At 38.9% G+C, this 16,917-nt stretch carries 13 protein-coding genes and 4 pseudogenes; 2 read left to right on the top strand and 15 right to left on the bottom strand.

What is annotated here, in order from left to right; genetic code table 11:
* Positions 1-23: 23 nt before the first annotated feature.
* A pseudogene (locus tag ACEWFH_RS09135) lies at positions 24-1,305 on the bottom strand (DEAD/DEAH box helicase).
* Between the two features lie 176 nt (positions 1,306-1,481).
* Between ACEWFH_RS09135 and vrrA the strand changes: the two are divergent.
* Entirely contained in the window at positions 1,482-1,964 is a 483-nt protein-coding gene (gene vrrA, locus ACEWFH_RS09130) for a VrrA/YqfQ family protein (protein ID WP_473726928.1), read from the top strand.
* Positions 1,965-2,237: 273 nt separating this feature from the next.
* Positions 2,238-3,242 carry a 4-hydroxy-3-methylbut-2-enyl diphosphate reductase gene (locus tag ACEWFH_RS09125; RefSeq protein ID WP_473726927.1) on the top strand — a complete coding sequence of 335 codons (1,005 nt, stop codon included), beginning with the start codon at positions 2,238-2,240 and terminating at the stop codon, positions 3,240-3,242.
* 172 nt (positions 3,243-3,414) lie between these two features.
* On the opposite strand, the pseudogene ACEWFH_RS09120 reads toward ACEWFH_RS09125, so the two are convergent.
* The 14 genes and pseudogenes from ACEWFH_RS09120 to ACEWFH_RS09055 all read right to left on the bottom strand — a co-directional run bounded on the left by ACEWFH_RS09120 (position 3,415) and on the right by ACEWFH_RS09055 (position 16,909).
* Positions 3,415-4,535, bottom strand: a pseudogene (locus ACEWFH_RS09120) (Nif3-like dinuclear metal center hexameric protein).
* A gap of 22 nt (positions 4,536-4,557) precedes the next feature.
* Positions 4,558-5,232, bottom strand: a complete 675-nt coding sequence (locus ACEWFH_RS09115; protein ID WP_473727257.1) for a tRNA (adenine(22)-N(1))-methyltransferase — start codon at positions 5,230-5,232, stop codon at positions 4,558-4,560.
* An 84-nt stretch (positions 5,233-5,316) separates the two neighbouring features.
* Positions 5,317-5,682 (bottom strand): cytochrome c550, encoded by a 366-nt coding sequence (gene cccA, locus ACEWFH_RS09110; protein ID WP_473726926.1) that lies wholly within the window; start codon positions 5,680-5,682, stop codon positions 5,317-5,319.
* 249 nt (positions 5,683-5,931) lie between these two features.
* Entirely contained in the window at positions 5,932-7,545 is a 1,614-nt protein-coding gene (locus tag ACEWFH_RS09105; RefSeq protein WP_473726925.1) for an AMP-binding protein, read from the bottom strand.
* Between the two features lie 34 nt (positions 7,546-7,579).
* Positions 7,580-8,719: an acyl-CoA dehydrogenase family protein gene (locus ACEWFH_RS09100; protein ID WP_289495095.1), complete on the bottom strand. Its 1,140-nt coding sequence runs from the start codon at positions 8,717-8,719 to the stop codon at positions 7,580-7,582.
* Between the two features lie 250 nt (positions 8,720-8,969).
* On the bottom strand, positions 8,970-10,100 hold the full coding sequence (rpoD, locus tag ACEWFH_RS09095; protein ID WP_473726924.1) for an RNA polymerase sigma factor RpoD: 1,131 nt from the start codon (positions 10,098-10,100) through the stop codon (positions 8,970-8,972).
* A gap of 42 nt (positions 10,101-10,142) precedes the next feature.
* Positions 10,143-11,951 carry a DNA primase gene (dnaG, locus tag ACEWFH_RS09090; protein ID WP_473726923.1) on the bottom strand — a complete coding sequence of 603 codons (1,809 nt, stop codon included), beginning with the start codon at positions 11,949-11,951 and terminating at the stop codon, positions 10,143-10,145.
* Between the two features lie 58 nt (positions 11,952-12,009).
* Positions 12,010-12,483 carry a YaiI/YqxD family protein gene (locus tag ACEWFH_RS09085; RefSeq protein WP_473726922.1) on the bottom strand — a complete coding sequence of 158 codons (474 nt, stop codon included), beginning with the start codon at positions 12,481-12,483 and terminating at the stop codon, positions 12,010-12,012.
* Between the two features lie 302 nt (positions 12,484-12,785).
* Positions 12,786-13,601: a pyruvate, water dikinase regulatory protein gene (locus ACEWFH_RS09080; protein WP_473726921.1), complete on the bottom strand. Its 816-nt coding sequence runs from the start codon at positions 13,599-13,601 to the stop codon at positions 12,786-12,788.
* A gap of 18 nt (positions 13,602-13,619) precedes the next feature.
* A pseudogene (locus ACEWFH_RS09075) lies at positions 13,620-14,254 on the bottom strand (helix-turn-helix transcriptional regulator).
* A gap of 115 nt (positions 14,255-14,369) precedes the next feature.
* Positions 14,370-15,112 (bottom strand): annotated as a pseudogene (recO, locus tag ACEWFH_RS09070) (DNA repair protein RecO).
* A gap of 43 nt (positions 15,113-15,155) precedes the next feature.
* Positions 15,156-15,299, bottom strand: coding sequence for a YqzL family protein (locus ACEWFH_RS09065; RefSeq protein WP_082861442.1), 144 nt, complete (start codon positions 15,297-15,299; stop codon positions 15,156-15,158).
* Positions 15,300-15,609: 310 nt separating this feature from the next.
* On the bottom strand, positions 15,610-16,518 hold the full coding sequence (era, locus tag ACEWFH_RS09060) for a GTPase Era (protein WP_473726920.1): 909 nt from the start codon (positions 16,516-16,518) through the stop codon (positions 15,610-15,612).
* On the bottom strand, positions 16,511-16,909 hold the full coding sequence (locus tag ACEWFH_RS09055) for a cytidine deaminase (protein WP_473726919.1): 399 nt from the start codon (positions 16,907-16,909) through the stop codon (positions 16,511-16,513). Before ACEWFH_RS09055 ends, era begins: the two co-directional genes overlap by 8 nt.
* Between the last annotated feature and the right edge of the window lie 8 nt (positions 16,910-16,917).

Here is a 16,917-nt window from a genome sequence, read left to right as displayed (position 1 = left end):
ATTTTCCCCTCTTCCCCAACAATCTATCTAATGTTTCTTCTTTTCTTCTTCATTAACTTCTTTTTCTGCTCGTCCATTTTCTTCTTATAACCTGGTTTTACTTTGCGTGGCTTTGGTACATATACGCCGTCTTGCTCTTTAGCACCTGTGCTTTTTTTGCTCGGTTTCACAGGCACCCATTCACCATTTTTATATTGTTCTAAGTGAAAAACAATTTTTTCTCTTTTAATTTTTGAACAGAATGCTGATCTGTCTGTTCATAAAGAGAAGCACAGATTCCTGACATTCCTGCACGGCCGGTTCTCCCTGCTCTATGAATGTAGAAATCAAGATCTTTCGGAAACTCATAGTTAATGATGTGGCTGACACCTTTAATATCAATTCCTCGTGCTGCAAGATCTGTTGCAACTAAGAATTGAAACTCCGCTTTTTGAACGCGTTTCATAATGCTCTTTCTTGTTCGTGGCGGAATGTCACCATGCAAACGCTCAACACTCATTCCTTCTGCGCTCATAGCATCTGCGATCTCATCTACTGCTTTTTTTGTGTTAGCAAAAATAATCGCAAAATAAGGATTATAATTTCTTGCTGTTTTAATTAACATCGGAAGTTTATCATTATGCTTCGCTTGAATAAGAACATGCTTGATGTCTTTAGCTGTAATATGCTGAGGCTCTACATGAACGTGTTTAGGGTTCTGCATATATTTTTCAAAAACGGCTGCAGTTTTTCTGGAACTGTCGCTGAGAACACCATCATCTGAAGTTCGTTGGCCATGCGTGAAGCGATTAAATCTACATCTTCAATAAAGCCCATATCCAGCATCTGATCCGCTTCATCCACAACGAGCATATTAGCTGTAAAAACAACTAGCTCTTGTGCGTTTACAAGATCTTTAATACGCCCTGGTGTACCGATTACAAGTTGAGGAACGGTCTTCAATTTTTCTGCCATTCTCTTTCTGTCTGTTCCACCAACGATGGCTTTTGCTCGGATTTGTTTTTCTTCTGGCATATGTTCAGAGATCTTAAGAAACTCGTTGTAGATCTGCTGTGCCAATTCACGTGTTGGTGCCGTAATGACAGCTTGTACTTCGTCTTTTGTTACATCAATTCTGTGCATTAGCGGCAACAAGAAAGCAAATGTCTTTCCTGAACCTGTCTGTGACTGTCCGATCATGTCTTGTCCATTAATAATTCCAGGAATAACACGTTCTTGTATATCAGTTGGTCTTTCAAATCCAATACTACTTAACGCAGTTTGGAGCGATTCGTTTATTTTTAACCGTTCAAACGGAGATTTCATGCGCTCACCTTTTCTTTATCAATATAAATTCATTCACTTTTAGTATTATAGAGTAAGTTTTGCTTTTCCGCCAACCATCCTTACAATTAGGAAGAAAACAGGGATAAATATCACACATGTTTTTCTAATTTCATATTCTGTATATGAGCGTATTATTTTGGAAAGGAGGGGGAATTATGCAGCCATTTTATAGATATCCGAATCAACCTCAGCATCCGATGCAGCCGTTTCAGGTAAATCCTTATATGCACAACATGCAAGGAATGCCCGGAATGAACCCGATGCCTCGTCAGATGGGTTCAGTAGATCGATTTTTAGGAACAATTGGAAGCGGCGGCAGTGTTACAGGTGGTACCAATGTCTTTACAATGCTGAACAATGTTCAAAAGGTACTAAAAGTTGCTGAAACCATGGGTCCTATGATCAAGCAATACGGTCCTGCAATGAGAAATCTGCCTTCGATCATGACAGCTCTTAAAGATTTCCAGAGCGGACCGAGCAAAAAGGCAGATAACGATACTGAGGCAGATACCTCCGAAAAAGCGGAAATGAACATAGAAAAAAATGAAGTAAAAGAAAAAATGAAGCAAAAGAAAAAAACGAGTCAAAGAAAAAAGAAAAGAAAGACAAACGGAAACCAGAATCTGATGAGCCAGTAGTTGTTGCAGGTCCTAAATCTTCAAAAGCAGCCATACAGGCCGAGGCAGCTCCCAAAGGCAAGATCGCTTCAAATTCAACGAAAGCCATCCCATCAGCACCAAGGTCGAACGTGCCAAAAGGCTATCAATTGCAAGGACCTAAACTATATGTATAAGTATAGTGTTTGAGTTCTAATGGTCTCTCCTTTATAATAAAGACATACAGAAGTAAATCTCCCAAGACAGCATAGATTTCTGTGCTGTCTTTTATATGAATAAAGGAGAGATCCAAACATGGAAATAGTAAAAATATCTCCGAGAGGGTACTGTTACGGCGTGGTTGATGCTATGGTGATGGCACGGCAGGCTGCGAATGATCCCACTCTGCCAAGACCCATCTATATTCTGGGTATGATCGTCCACAACAAACATGTGACTGATGCCTTTGAAGAAGAAGGAATCATTACGCTCGACGGAAATAACCGCTTAGATATTATCCGAAACATTCAATCAGGTACAGTAATCTATACGGCTCATGGTGTTTCACCAGAAGTGAGACGCATCGCGCATGAAAAGGGTCTTTATGAAATAGATGCAACGTGTCCTGATGTAACAAAAACACATGATCTTATCCGAGAAAAAGAAAAAGAAGGCTATGAAATCATCTACATCGGAAAAAAGGGACATCCTGAACCAGAAGGTGCGATCGGTATCGCGCCACACATTGTTCATCTTGTTGAAAATATTGATGATTTAGAAGCACTTGATGTTCAAAGCGATAAGATTCTTATTACGAATCAAACAACAATGAGTCAATGGGATGTAGCTGAACTTATTAAACGGTTGCTTATGAAGTACCCATCTGCAGAGGTGCATAAAGAAATCTGTTTAGCGACACAGGTAAGACAAGAAGCTGTTGCGAACCAAGCTGGAGATTGTGACCTTGTTCTTGTTGTCGGTGACCCTAGAAGTAATAACTCAAACCGCTTGGCACAAGTTTCAGAAGAAATAGCAGGTACTACCGCTTATCGAATCTCAGATGTATCAGAGATCGATCTAGCCTGGTTAGAAGGTGTTAAAAAGGTTGGCATCACTTCTGGTGCTTCTACTCCAACTCCTATAACAAAAGAAGTTATTGATTTTCTTAAAAATTATGATGATACGAATGAAGAAACGTGGAAAAAAGAACGTAAAGTTACATTAAATCGTATCCTCCCAAAAGTAAAAGAGAAAAATAATAGGATTTGTTCGTATTCATTGTTGATATTGAAAGTAGTTGATTTCCGTTCCAGGTGTTAGCTTTCCACAGGAGTTTCCCACCTTGCACTACAATCAACTCTTCAAAGAAGCGATTGAACAAAAAGATTTAAAAGCAATAATCCTTTAGTAAACAGCCAAATAATAAAAAGCAAAGCTGATATTTTTGTCAGCTTTGCTTTTTTCATTTTCCGACTAAAGGAAGGATAGTATACTACATAAACGTGAAAGGATCGGTTATCAGGTTTGATTCTACAACAACAGTCTCATATTTTCCGGACGTAAGCTGATTCTCCAAAACATTCTTCAGTTCTCGTTTCATAATTTGTTCAATATGATGTCCTGCATCAATAATTGTAAGGCCTTCTTCTTGTGCATCATGAGCGTTATGATAATAAATATCCCCTGTCACTAAGACATCCGCACCTTTGTGAAGTGATGGATAGATATATTTGTTTCCATCTCCGCCAACAACAGCTACTTTTTTTATAGAAGACTTATTCCCCTTAATGACTCGAACACTTGAAATACGAAAGACCTTTTTTACATGATCTACAAATTCTTGAAGATCCATCTCTTTAGGCAGCTTTCCGATCTTGCCTATTCCGAGCTCGTTTCCTTTGTTCAAAAGTGGATAAAGATCGTACGCGACCTCTTCATATGGATGAGCTTTTTTCATGGCTGCGACTACAGCTTTTTGAATCGATTCTGGCAGGATTGACTCGATCTTCACTTCTTCCGTCCGCTCTAACTGACCTTGTTTTCCAATGTATGGCGTAGTCCCTTCCAGCGGAGTAAATGTACCTATCCCATTGGATGTGAATGTACAATGACTGTAATTACCTATATGACCTGCACCTGCATTGCCAATCGCTTCTCTCACTTGCTCCTCATGCGAAACAGGTACAAACACCGATAATTTTACAAGTTTTTCTTCATAGGTGGTTGAAAGCACTTCTGTTTGTGTTAACTGCAATTGATTCGCAAGCCAATCATTTACACCTAAAGCCGTAACATCAAGGTTGGTATGAGCGGCATATACCGTGATATCGTGTTTGATTAACTTTTCAATCACTCTTCCTTTTGAAGTATTCGTATCTATTTTTTCAAAGGACGATAGATCAATGGATGGTGTGCAATAATTAGATCTACATCATCTTCTATCGCTTCATCGACAACACTTTCCAATACATCAAGAGCAATCATCACTTTTTTTACAGGCTTGTTTAGTGAACCAATCTGCAAGCCAATGGGATCACCCTCCATTGCCATCTTTTTTGGTGCAAAACTTTCTAAGAGAGAGATGATATATTGACCGCTTGCCGCTTTACTCAAAGAATCCACTCCTCTGCTAGCTTTAAGTTTTTTCAATCTCTTTTCTTTTCTCTTCGGCTGTTATGCCTTGACTGTTTTCCATTTGATTCAAGATGGTTTTCCATTGGTTGACTTCCCCAGACCATTTTTCTTTAAACGCTTCATTCTGATTCTTCAATAAAAATGGTCCAAATAGAATCTCTGCTTCAATATTATTTGTGTAAGGTTGGTTCCCAGCTCGATCAGCAACAAGAATTTCGTAAATTTTCCCGTCTTCTTTTAGAATTTCTTCTGCTACAAGAACCCAACCTTCTTTTAACAGCCAGTTTCTAACGTTTCGAGCCCCGATATTAGGCTGAAGAATGAGACGTTTAGCACTCCCTAACTTTTCTTTTCCTTTTTCTAAAATGGATGTTATAAGGGAACCTCCCATACCGCATATGGTTACGACTTCTGCTTCATTGGGTTTCAGAACAGCCAGACCGTCACCTTTTCTCACTTCGATCATTTCGTTTAATCCGTCTAGTGTTACTTGCTCTTTAGCAGATAACAATGGTCCATCTGTGATTTCTCCAGCAATTCCTTTTTTGATTACTTTTTTAAGCCCCAAAAAGCAAGGCAAATACGCATGATCAGACCCGATATCTGCTAGAACTGTGTTTTTGGGTACATAGGAAGCAACTCTTTCAAGCCGCTTTGATAATTTTTCAGAATTCATGTTTATCACCGTCTCATTAGTTTGTTTCACTTTAGTATTCGTAACTTGTTTGATTTTTTGCAAAGAAAAAAGCTTCTTGTTAGATTAACAAGAAGCTCTTCTTATTTTATTTTTTTCAGCTAACCAATCAACTAGTATTTTCGCTTCTTCACCTTTTACTAGTCCTGCAGGCATTCCAGACCCTTTACCGTTTTTAACGATATCCGCAATTTCTTCTGGCTTATACTGGCCGCCAATCTTTTCAAGGGCAGGGCCAACATTACCTTCTAAATTTTGTCCGTGACAAGAAGAACAGTTCTGCTTATAGATTGCTTCTGGATCCATAGCAGCCTTTTCTTTATCCTGACTAGCTGTATGAATTTTGTTAATACCATATCCGCCCATTGTAAGCATAAGAACAATTCCAATAACTCCAATAATGGCAAAAGGAATGAGTGGATTACGTTTCATGCATATTCCTCCTTCGTCTGTACAGGTACATTTGTTGTTGTCTTGATAAACTTAATATGTATTGGTAAACAATCCATAACCTATTGTACTGTAAAAGCGTTTACTTGGGAAGTACAAACTCTATTTTTCCCAGTTTTGTCACAGTATTAACTATTTAAACAAAACCAGACTTACAAAAATCCTTATTTAAAAAGGAAACGCCCTGCACAGATCTCAAATACGACAACAAAAAATAGCCACACAAGGTGGCTACTCATGAATAACTGACAAAGCCTCGATTGCTTGTTCTCTTAACTTAAACTTTTGTACTTTACCCGAAGCAGTCATTGGGTACTGATCAAGAAACATGTAGTATTCAGGAATCTTAAAGTGAGCGATCTTACCTTTACAATAATTCCTTAACTCTTCCTCAGAAAGAGTGTACCCTTCTTTCACCTGTATACACGCAGCTACTTTTTCACCAAACTTTTTATCTGGTACACCGATGACTTGAACATCTAAGATTGAAGGGTGAGAATAGAGAAACTCTTCTACCTCTCTTGGATATACGTTTTCACCTCCACGAATGATCATATCTTTTAATCGGCCTGTAATCTTAAAATAACCCTCTTCATCCACCGTTGCCAAATCACCAGTATGAAGCCATCCTTCACTATCAATGGCTTCATTAGTGGCTTCAGGCATTTTGTAATAGCCTTTCATCACATGATAGCCTCTCGTACATAGTTCGCCCTGCTCTCCTGATTTAACTTCTTTATTTGTTACAGGGTCAATTACTTTTGCTTCTACTTGTGCATGTTTTTTCCCAACCGTTTCAACCCTTCTTTCAATCGGGTCATCTGTTCTCGTTTGTGTGATAACAGGCGATGACTCTGTCTGGCCGTAAGCAATCGTAATTTCTGACATGCCCATTTTTCCAATCACGTTTTTCATTACTTCAATCGGACAAGGCGAGCCTGCCATGATGCCCGTGCGCAGTGTGCTTAAGTCATATGAATCAAAGTCAGGAAGATTTAGTTCTGCGATAAACATCGTAGGGACTCCATGCAAACCTGTACACTTTTCCTTTTCTACTGTTTCTAAAACTTCTTGGGCATCAAACTGTACGATAGGTACCATCGTTGCTCCAACAGAAACGGCAGCAAGCGTTCCAAGAACACAGCCAAAACAATGAAAAAACGGTACAGGTATGCACAATCTATCAGCATTTGTGAGGTTCATGCTATCAGCAATCTGCCTAGCGTTATTTACAATGTTGTAGTGTGTAAGCATTACACCTTTAGGGAAACCAGTCGTTCCTGATGTGTATTGCATATTGATTACATCATCACAGTGAAGAGACGCCTCTCTTACCTGAAGGGCTTCATCGGATATAACTGCTCCAGCTTCTAAAATATCTTTGAACGTTTCATACGATGAAGAATCTGAATCCAATAAAACAAAATGTTTAAGCAAAGGGAATTCATCCGTCCTGCTTTTAACAGAATCGACCATTTCTTTATACGAAGTGGAACGAAATTCTTCTATAAAGAAAAGTGCTTTAGCGTCAGATTGTTTTAATAAATAATCCAGTTCTGAACACTGATAGTTCGTATTTACGGTTACTAAAACAGCCCCTGCTCGAGCTGAACCGAACTGAAGAAGCAGCCATTCCGGTACATTTGTAGCCCATACAGCAATGTGGTCTCCTTTTTCAATTCCCATTGCCATCAAACCTTTGGCAACTTTTGTTGTTAATTCATAAAATTCCTGATAGGTGTAGCGAATTCCAAGTTTACTGTAAACCATAGCTTCTTGATCTTTAAAATTCAATGCCTGTTTCTTTAAACAATCTCCTACAGTTACTTTCATTAACTCAGCCATAATTCACCCCATCACATGAGAATATGAACGAACGTTAGCAACCAATCTCTCTAGCGATAACAATACGTTGAACTTCTGATGTACCTTCTCCGATTTCTAGAAGTTTTGCATCTCTAAAATAACGTTCTACATGATAATCTCTCATGTACCCGTTACCGCCATGAATTTGAACAGATTCAGAACAAATCTGCATACACGCTTCTGACGCGTATAATTTAGCCATTGAAGCTTCTTTAGAGAACTTTTTACCTTGGTCTTTTAACCAAGCTGCTTTATAAACCATCATTCTTGCAAGCTCAATTTTCATAGCCATATCAGCAAGTTTAAATTGAATAGCTTGAAACTTGGAGATCGACCTTCCGAACTGTTTGCGTTCTTTTGCATACGCAAGAGCCTTTTCATAAGCCGCCTGTGCGATTCCAACAGCCATCGCGCCTATGCCTATTCTTCCGCCATCCAACGTCACCAGGAACTGCTTAAAGCCGTCTCCACGCTTTCCTAACAAGTTTTCTTCTGGAACTGTTACATCTTCCATGAAAAGTTCAGTTGTATTGGATGAATGAAGACCCATTTTTTCATAATTATCAATGACGCGGAAACCTTTAGCATCTGTTGGAACGATAATAGCAGAGATTTCCTTATCACTGCCATTTCTGTTCGTAATAGCGGTTAATGCTAAATGTTTTGCGTAGCTTGCATTTGTGATATAGCATTTACTTCCATTAATAACCCATTCTCCGTTATTCAGTACTGCAGAAGTCTCCGTACCTCCAGCGTCTGATCCAGCATTCGGTTCTGTTAATCCGAACGCACCAAAAGATTCACCGGTACAAATCGGAGTTAGATACTTTTCTTTTTGTTCATGTGTACCAAATAAGTTCAATGGAGCTCCGCCTAAAGAAACGTGTGCAGAATATGTAATTCCTGTAGATCCGCATGCACGGCTCAGTTCTTCAACAGCAATCGCAAAACTGATCGTGTCAGCTCCTCCTCCTCCATATTCTTCTGGAAAAGGAAGTCCCATCATGCCGAGCTTAGAAAGTTTTTGGAAAATTTCTAGCGGAAATTCTTTATTTTTATCTCTGGCTTCAGCTCCTGGTGCTACGACTTCATCTGCAAATTCTCTCATCATCTTTTGAATCATTAACTGCTCTTCTGTTAATGTAAAATTCATGGCTGCATCCCACCCTTTAATAATTTTCGCTCAATATTGTATGCGCTTACATATTTATTATAGATATAAAGGCGGAATTTTTACAAGATTTAAAGAATTTTAAATTTAATATAAAGCAGAATGCGTAAGCAAGAAATAGGATTTGGCAGAAAAAGCGGCAGAAAATAGGTTTTTGGACAGTTTGCATTGAAGTGGAATAATCAGTAAAATAAAAGAAATAAAAAAGCTTGCCCTCTAAGGGGCAAACTTTCTATTCTAAGAAATCTTTTAATCGTTTACTTCTGCTTGGATGGCGGAGTTTACGGAGAGCTTTGGCTTCGATCTGACGAATACGTTCACGCGTTACGCCAAAAACTTTACCTACTTCTTCTAGAGTGCGAGTGCGTCCGTCATCAAGACCAAAACGTAAGCGAAGAACATTTTCTTCTCGATCTGTTAACGTATCTAGGACATCCTCAAGTTGTTCTTTTAATAGCTCGTATGCAGCAGCTTCAGAAGGTGCAAGTGCATCCTGATCTTCAATAAAATCACCAAGATGTGAGTCGTCCTCTTCACCAATTGGTGTTTCCAATGAAACCGGCTCTTGTGCAATTTTAAGGATTTCACGGACTTTTTCAGGAGTAAGCTCCATTTCGGCTCCAATTTCCTCTGGTGATGGTTCTCGGCCAAGATCTTGAAGAAGCTGACGCTGAACACGTATTAATTTATTGATCGTCTCAACCATATGAACAGGAATACGGATTGTACGAGCTTGGTCAGCAATGGCACGAGTTATTGCTTGACGAATCCACCACGTAGCATACGTACTAAATTTAAAGCCTTTATCATAGTCGAACTTTTCAACTGCTTTAATCAGACCCATGTTTCCTTCTTGAATAAGATCAAGGAACAGCATACCTCGGCCAACGTAGCGTTTTGCAATACTAACAACTAGACGCAAGTTAGCTTCTGCAAGACGGCGTTTTGCTTCTTCGTCACCATTTTCAATACGCTTTGCAAGTTCTATCTCTTCATCTGCTGAAAGTAAATCAACACGCCCGATCTCTTTTAAATACATTCGAACCGGATCATTGATTTTAACTCCAGGTGGAACACTCAAATCATTTAGATCGAATTCTTCTTCCTCTTTTTCCATTACGAACTTAGGATCTTCTTCATCCTCGGAATCATCAGAAGCTTCGGCAACTTCAACACCTTGCTCTTCCAGGTAATGATAGAACTCGTCCATTTGATCAGAATCTTGTTCAAACGGAGCTAGCTTGCTTGTAATTTCTGTATAGGTGAGCCGTCCTCGCTTTTTACCGGCTTCAACTAATTGTTCTTTAACTTGATCGATGGTTAATTCGCCTTCCGTTCCTTGACGGTTTGGTTTCTCAGCCATTCGATCCCCTCCTTCCAAAACTTCAACCATCTTACATCCCGATTATTTAAGAGATCTTTTCATTCTCATAATTTCTTGGGCAATTTGGGCTGCCAGTTTTATTTCATTCCTTCTTATCGCGTCTTCTTGCTGCTTCTCTTTTTCTTGTATTTCCCGCAATAAAGGATAACTAGAAATAATGCGAATATAATCTGCGAGCTCTATCTCATTCAACTCTTCGCTGATTGTGAGCATCGCTAGTTCCGAAGCTAATTTTCTTAACTTGTCATCATCAATACGCTGCATGAACAACCCTACATTGGGTTTATTTCCTTCTTCATAAAAGGCATATAAGTATGCGGCGATTGCATTATGTTCTTCTACATTAAAGCCCGAGTCCAACTTTTCCTGAATCAAGAAAGCTGCGTCCTCACTCTTTAGCATGTGAGCAAGAACAATCCGCTCAGCATTCAGGTTTCTCGGCAACAATGACTTCTGCAAAAGTGTTTGTATTCTAAAATTATTATCCCGCTTTTTAGGGCCGTTATCCTTAGACCTTTGCAGTTGCTTGAAAGTCTGAGTTTGCTGTTGCTTTAATGCATCTAATGACAAATTAAATTCAGAAGCGATCTGCCGAAGATAATGATCTCGTTCAACCGCTTTTGGCAGACGGGCTATTTCCTGGATAATCTCTTCGATATAGATCATCCGTTCTCCTTCATCACGGAGGTTTTTGCCGCGTCTGTAGTATTGTATTTTAAATGCCATTACAGTCAGGCTAGCCCCTATTATATCTTTTAGGAACGACTCGTTTCCAAATTTTGAAATATAGTCATCGGGGTCCATTCCATCTGGCATTTGAGAAATCTTCACGGCACAGCCTTGTTTCGATAATATTTCTGATGCACGAAAGGCTGCCTCTACTCCTGCCCGGTCAGAATCATAGCAGATTGTGACTGATTGAACATTTCGTTTCAAAATAGCAGCATGATCCTCGGTAAGCGATGTGCCTAATGTAGCCACACCATTTGTTACACCTGCTCTGAAAGCTGCAATCGTGTCTACATACCCCTCAAAAATTACAGCATGCTGCTTCTGCCTCATCTCAGCACGGGAAAGGTTTAATCCATAGAGCGTTTTTCCTTTTTGGAAGATTTTAGACTCAGGACTGTTTAAATATTTCGGCTCGTCCTCACCATCTAAAACCCTTCCTCCAAATGCAACTACTATACCTGTTCGATCCCAGATTGGAAACATGATACGATTTCTAAATCGATCATACGGCTTTCCATCTGATTGCCTTTTACCGATCAGACCGACTTTTTCAGCTATATTTAGATCCATACCTCGTTTTTGAAGAAACTGTGAGGCTGTTTCCCATGAATCTGGTGCAAAACCAATTTGGAAACGTTCAATAGATTCTCTTGTAAATCCTCTGTTTTCCAAATACTCCAATGCTGGTCTGCCCTGTTTTGTGTGAAGTAAGCAATGATGATACAATTTAGCCAATAACTCATGAACCTCTGCCATAGTCCTTTTTTCGTCAGTACTTTTTTCAGAGAAGTTTTGCTGATGAATTTGAGGCAATTCAATGTCACTTTTCTTCCCAAGTTGAGTTACAGCTTCAATAAAAGAGTATCCTTCAATGTTCATTAAAAAAGAAAAAACATTGCCTCCTGCTCCACACCCGAAACAATGGTAGATCTGCTTTTCAGGCGAGACAGAAAAGGATGGCGACTTTTCCCCATGAAACGGGCAAAGTCCAAAATAGTTTCTGCCTTGTTTTTTTAGAGGAACATAATCACTAATCACATCTACTATATCGTTTGATGACCTGACTTTCTCTATTAAATCCTCAGGTATACGTTCCATATTACCACCACAGAATCTCTGTTTCTTTAGACACTAGATATATATTCGTGGCACAACTCTATTTTCCTTCAACATTCGACAGGATTTCGCAAAAAACTGTGCAGAACCTTTCAGTGTCCTCCTTTTTAAATTTTGCAGGTCCCTTTGAATGCTTGCCTGAACGTCTTGCTTTTGCAGACATATAACGTTCATGCAGTACTCTTTCCATTTCATTCTCTTGAAATTGTTTCCCTCTTGGGGTTATAACGTAAACCCCTTTTGAAAGAAGAAGACTAGCCAATGCATGATCTTGTGTTACAACAAGATCATTTTGCTTAGAATGATTATGTATGTACATATCAACTTCCTCAGGACTTGCATCAACCAAAATCCAGCGCCCAGGCTGGTCAGTATTGCTTGCGTGTGCATAAGAAGTGACGAAGATAGGTTCAAAGTTATACATTATAGAAAACTTATTAATCTCTTCTTTTATTACGACAGGGCAAGCATCTGCATCAATAAATACATTTCTAATAAATTTTTCCATATTCATATGTTCTACTTTAACAGTGATTCTCCTTCATATGAGAGCATTTGTCGAAAAAAAGCATAGTCAATGTATCACTATTTTGGACAAACTTATAAATTTTAATCACAATGTAATATTATAATAAAAGTCGACCTATTTTACCAGTAAAAAGAATAAAAAATAAAGCTGTTTAAACTTTGCTGTTATTGGAAGTGGTTGATTTCCGTTACAGGTCTAGCCCAAAATAAAAAGCGCAATCATCTGCGCTTTTTATGATAGACCCCATTGTTTTTTATATAAGTTAGGGAAGTTTACGATTCTCAGAGCTATTTATAAGACTTTCCCTGAAACAGATTGTAGATTACATTGGCAGATTCCTCTACCGCTTTATTGGAAACTTCTACTACTCTGCATCCAATTCGATCTACAACTTTGTTAAAATACACAAGCTCTTGCTTAATTCTTTCCATGTTGGCGTAATTCGCCTCTGAATTTAACCCAAGCGCTTTTAAACGCTCTCGCCTAATGTCGTTTAGCTTTTCAGGCGTAATTTTAAGGCCGAAGCATTTGTTAGGTGAAACCTTGAATAATTCCTCAGGTGGTTCTACTTCAGGAACGATCGGCACATTAGCAACCTTTAATCGTTTATGTGCTAAATATTGTGATAGTGGTGTTTTCGACGTTCTAGAAACACCGATTAAAACGACATCTGCTTTTAAAATACCACGCGGGTCTCTTCCATCATCATACTTTACTGCGAATTCTATCGCTTCTACTTTTCTAAAATAGTCATCATCTAGTTTATGTACAACACCCGGTTCATATCTTGGTACCTGATTCAGCCTGGATTGCAGCTGATTCATCATCGGTCCCATAATGTCCACAGTTGGGATGTTGAATGATGCAGCCTGTTTTGCAAGGTAGTTGCTTATTTCAGGGACTACAAGTGTATAAGCAATAATACCCTTATGATCTTTCGCTAAAGAGACCACTTCATCTATGGTTTCTTTATCTTCTACATAAGGTACACGTTTAATCTCAATCCCGGTTGAATTAAACTGGCTAGCAGCCGCTTTTACAACCAACTCTGCCGTCTCACCGACTGAATCGGACACGACATATACAATTGGACGTCCTGTCATGTTGGCCTCCCCATTCAATTATAGTAATTCATCATGTGCTAGCTCGACAAAAGCCTTCGTAATATTGGTCTTCGTTATTCTGCCAACTACTTCAAGACCGTTCTCATCGTTAGAACGCTTGACTACTGGAAGACAATCGATCTGCTTTCCGATCAAAATGTGAGCGATATCTAACAAGAAATCCTCTTTAAAACAATACGTTATATTAGGCATTCTTGTCATGATAATATTTATTGGAATGCTGTTTATTTCTTGTTTTCCCATACTTGCTCTCAGTAAATCTTTTCGTGAAGCGACCCCTGCTAGATGTCCGTTTTTATTAATAATAAATAGTGTTCCGACGTCTTCTAAAAACATCGTGCAAATCGCTTCATAAACAGTAGCTGAGTCCTGAACAACCACTGGAATGGAAGTGAATTCAGCAACTTTAATTTTTTTACCTTTTCGGTTAACAATTGTGAACCCGTCTTACCTGTATAAAAATACCCTACTCTTGGTCTTGCATCCAGGTAGCCTGCCATCGTTAAAATCGCTAGATCTGGCCTTAAAGTCGCCCGTGTTAAGTCCAGCTGATCTGCAATTTGCTCTCCGGTTATCGGTCCATTATCTTTAACAATCTCTAAAATTTTTTGCTGCCTCTTATTTAGTTCGATTGTTTACACCACCTTTTGCCGCATCCAATGTGTTATACTTATTTTCATTATTATAACCTATTTAAGGAAGAATGCGAACTAAAAAAACTGCAAAGATTAATGACTTCACAGTTTTTCAAGATAGATCATCTAATTGTTTAAGGAATTTCTTTGATTTTAAAAACACACCTGAATACTCATCCATGTACGCATCAAATAGCATCCGAAGTTCTCTTTTCGTTTCTTTTTTAAAGATACATTGCCAAGTCTGGCTAAATCTAAGTGATAAAACATATTTAAAAGCTTAGCCGAACCTTTAGAGATCTTCATTCGATAAGGGTCTTTATAAGAACACCTTTCACAAAGAAAACCACCTTCTCGAATAGAAAAAGAAAAATCTCCTTCTGTCGAATGACAAGATACACATTTGCTTAATTCAGGTACAATTCCAGCTGTTTTCATCATTTTCATCTCAAACAAAAAGGTAATCACTTCTGGGTCAGTCCCGTGATTGATATATTCCAACGCTTGCTTTATCCATCCAAAAAGGTCTGGTCTCAGATCATCTTCAGATGTATGTCTATCTAACAATTCCGCTAAATAAGCAGCATAAGCAGTCTTAACTAAATCTTCTCTTATTTTGCGAAAAGAAGACAAAGCCTCACCTTGCTGCAAGGTTCCGAGTCCTCTGCCTTTTTGAAAAACAAATATTCCGTATGTAAAAAGCTGCGTAATGGATGTGAAACGGCTTTTTGGTTTTTTAGCCCCTCTAGCCATTACGCCAATTTTTCCTAATTCTTTTGTATACAAAGTTATAATTGTATTGGATTCACCATACGGAACGGTTTTAATGACTATTCCTTCCACTTTATAAAGCATGGTAAATCACCACCCTCTCGTCAAGAAGGCACCGTAGTTACTATTAATGAAATGGAGGTTCCTCAAGAGACTCTTCATAAGGAATAACTGCTGATAATGCTGTTATTTCATGGTCTAGCTCTTTGTATAACAAATAGGTATCAATACTGCCCGTTTCACAGAATACTTTCCAAGTAAATTCTTTCATGTTTGGACACACCTTTCTATTTGTTTTTCTCCTGTTATAACTAGGTTCACCTTAATTGTTTTTTTCATGTGAAGGAAATTTTAACATTTTTTTATTATTACTGTTTTCGCAAACTGTCGCTCTTGGTAATTGATTTCCGTTCCAGGTGCTCGCTTTCCGCGGGGCAGGCGGTGAGCCACATTTGTAACGTTTCACTTCTAAGTGTCTCACCTACCCGCCTGTCCCGCAGGAGTCTCACACCTTGCACTACAAACAACTTTTCAATGAAGGGAATAAAGAACAACATTCCTTTAGAGTGGCGTTTTTAGCCCTAGTACTCGTCTTCGTTAAAACCAAACTCAACTAGCTGTTTTTGCTTGTTTCTCCAGTCGGTTTGTACTTTTACGTACAATTCTAAAAAGACGCGGGAGCCTAACAGAGTTTCAATATCTGTTCTTGCTCTTTTTCCGATTTCTTTAAGCATCTTACCTTGTTTGCCGATGATGATTCCTTTTTGAGAAGAACGTTCTACAATAATCGTTGCATTTACAAACACAACATTCTTTTCTTCACGCACCTTCATCTCTTCGATGACAACAGCAACTGAATGCGGAATTTCTTCTCGCGTAAGATGAAGAACTTTTTCTCGAATCAACTCTGCCGTAATGAACCGCTCAGGATGATCGGTAACCTGGTCTTCAGGATAAAATTGTGGCCCCTCTTCCATGTAGGAAACGATCTGTTCCAAAAGTGTATCGATATTATTGCCGTTTAAAGCAGAGATTGGCACTACTTCGGCAACGTCTAGTTTATTTCTGTACATATCGATAAGCGGAAGCAGTTGATCTGGATGTACTTTATCAATTTTATTAACGACTAAGAAGACTGGATTCTTCACATGCTCTAGTCTGTCAATAATAAATTGATCTCCACGGCCATACCCTTCTTCAGCATTGATCACAAAGAGGATCAGATCCACTTCATTTAACGTCTGCTGAGCGGTTCTCGTCATGAAATCCCCAAGCTTGTGTTTCGGTTTATGAATACCAGGTGTATCAATAAAAATAACTTGCGCTTCATCTGTTGTGTAAACCGCTTGAATCTTATTTCTTGTTGTTTGAGGCTTATCGCTCATAATGGCGATTTTCTGCCCGATCACTTGGTTTAACAGTGTGGATTTCCCAACGTTCGGTCTTCCGATGATGGTAACAAATCCAGATTTATAACCTTCTTTAATCATTTAAATCCTCCGGCGAAAAAGCACCTGGCAATAAATCTTTTACTAAGATTTCTTGAACGTCACCTTTTAAGTTTGTTAAATAAACCGGCATTTCTGGCGGGCAAAGCTCTGAGATTACTTGTCGGCATGCTCCACATGGCGGCACTGGACGCTTTGTATCTGCTACTACAGCGATTGCACTGAATTTTTTATCGCCTTCTGTATACGCTTTAAATAACGCCGTTCTTTCAGCACAACAAGTCAGACTGTAAGCAGCGTTCTCAATGTTTGCTCCCATATATACTTTACCTTCAGCTGTTAGAAGTGCTGCACCTACTTGAAATTTAGAGTAAGGTACGTAAGCCTTTTCACGTGCTAGTTTCGCTTGATCCATCAATTGTTCTTTGTTCATTACTCATT

The organism is Fictibacillus sp. EA-CB0309 (genome assembly GCF_055814265.1).
This window is presented reverse-complemented; position numbering and strand designations above follow the sequence as displayed.

Excerpts from the sequence above, each read along its gene's own strand:
- vrrA (WP_473726928.1), top strand. The coding sequence starts at position 1,482 with ATGCAGCCATTTTATAGATATCCGAATCAACCTCAGCATCCGATGCAG.
- ACEWFH_RS09125 (WP_473726927.1), top strand. The coding sequence starts at position 2,238 with ATGGAAATAGTAAAAATATCTCCGAGAGGGTACTGTTACGGCGTGGTT.
- ACEWFH_RS09115 (WP_473727257.1), bottom strand. The coding sequence starts at position 5,232 with ATGAATTCTGAAAAATTATCAAAGCGGCTTGAAAGAGTTGCTTCCTAT.
- cccA (WP_473726926.1), bottom strand. The coding sequence starts at position 5,682 with ATGAAACGTAATCCACTCATTCCTTTTGCCATTATTGGAGTTATTGGA.
- ACEWFH_RS09105 (WP_473726925.1), bottom strand. The coding sequence starts at position 7,545 with ATGGCTGAGTTAATGAAAGTAACTGTAGGAGATTGTTTAAAGAAACAG.
- ACEWFH_RS09100 (WP_289495095.1), bottom strand. The coding sequence starts at position 8,719 with ATGAATTTTACATTAACAGAAGAGCAGTTAATGATTCAAAAGATGATG.
- rpoD (WP_473726924.1), bottom strand. The coding sequence starts at position 10,100 with ATGGCTGAGAAACCAAACCGTCAAGGAACGGAAGGCGAATTAACCATC.
- dnaG (WP_473726923.1), bottom strand. The coding sequence starts at position 11,951 with ATGGAACGTATACCTGAGGATTTAATAGAGAAAGTCAGGTCATCAAAC.
- ACEWFH_RS09085 (WP_473726922.1), bottom strand. The coding sequence starts at position 12,483 with ATGAATATGGAAAAATTTATTAGAAATGTATTTATTGATGCAGATGCT.
- ACEWFH_RS09080 (WP_473726921.1), bottom strand. The coding sequence starts at position 13,601 with ATGACAGGACGTCCAATTGTATATGTCGTGTCCGATTCAGTCGGTGAG.
- ACEWFH_RS09065 (WP_082861442.1), bottom strand. The coding sequence starts at position 15,299 with ATGAAAGAATTTACTTGGAAAGTATTCTGTGAAACGGGCAGTATTGAT.
- era (WP_473726920.1), bottom strand. The coding sequence starts at position 16,518 with ATGATTAAAGAAGGTTATAAATCTGGATTTGTTACCATCATCGGAAGA.
- ACEWFH_RS09055 (WP_473726919.1), bottom strand. The coding sequence starts at position 16,909 with ATGAACAAAGAACAATTGATGGATCAAGCGAAACTAGCACGTGAAAAG.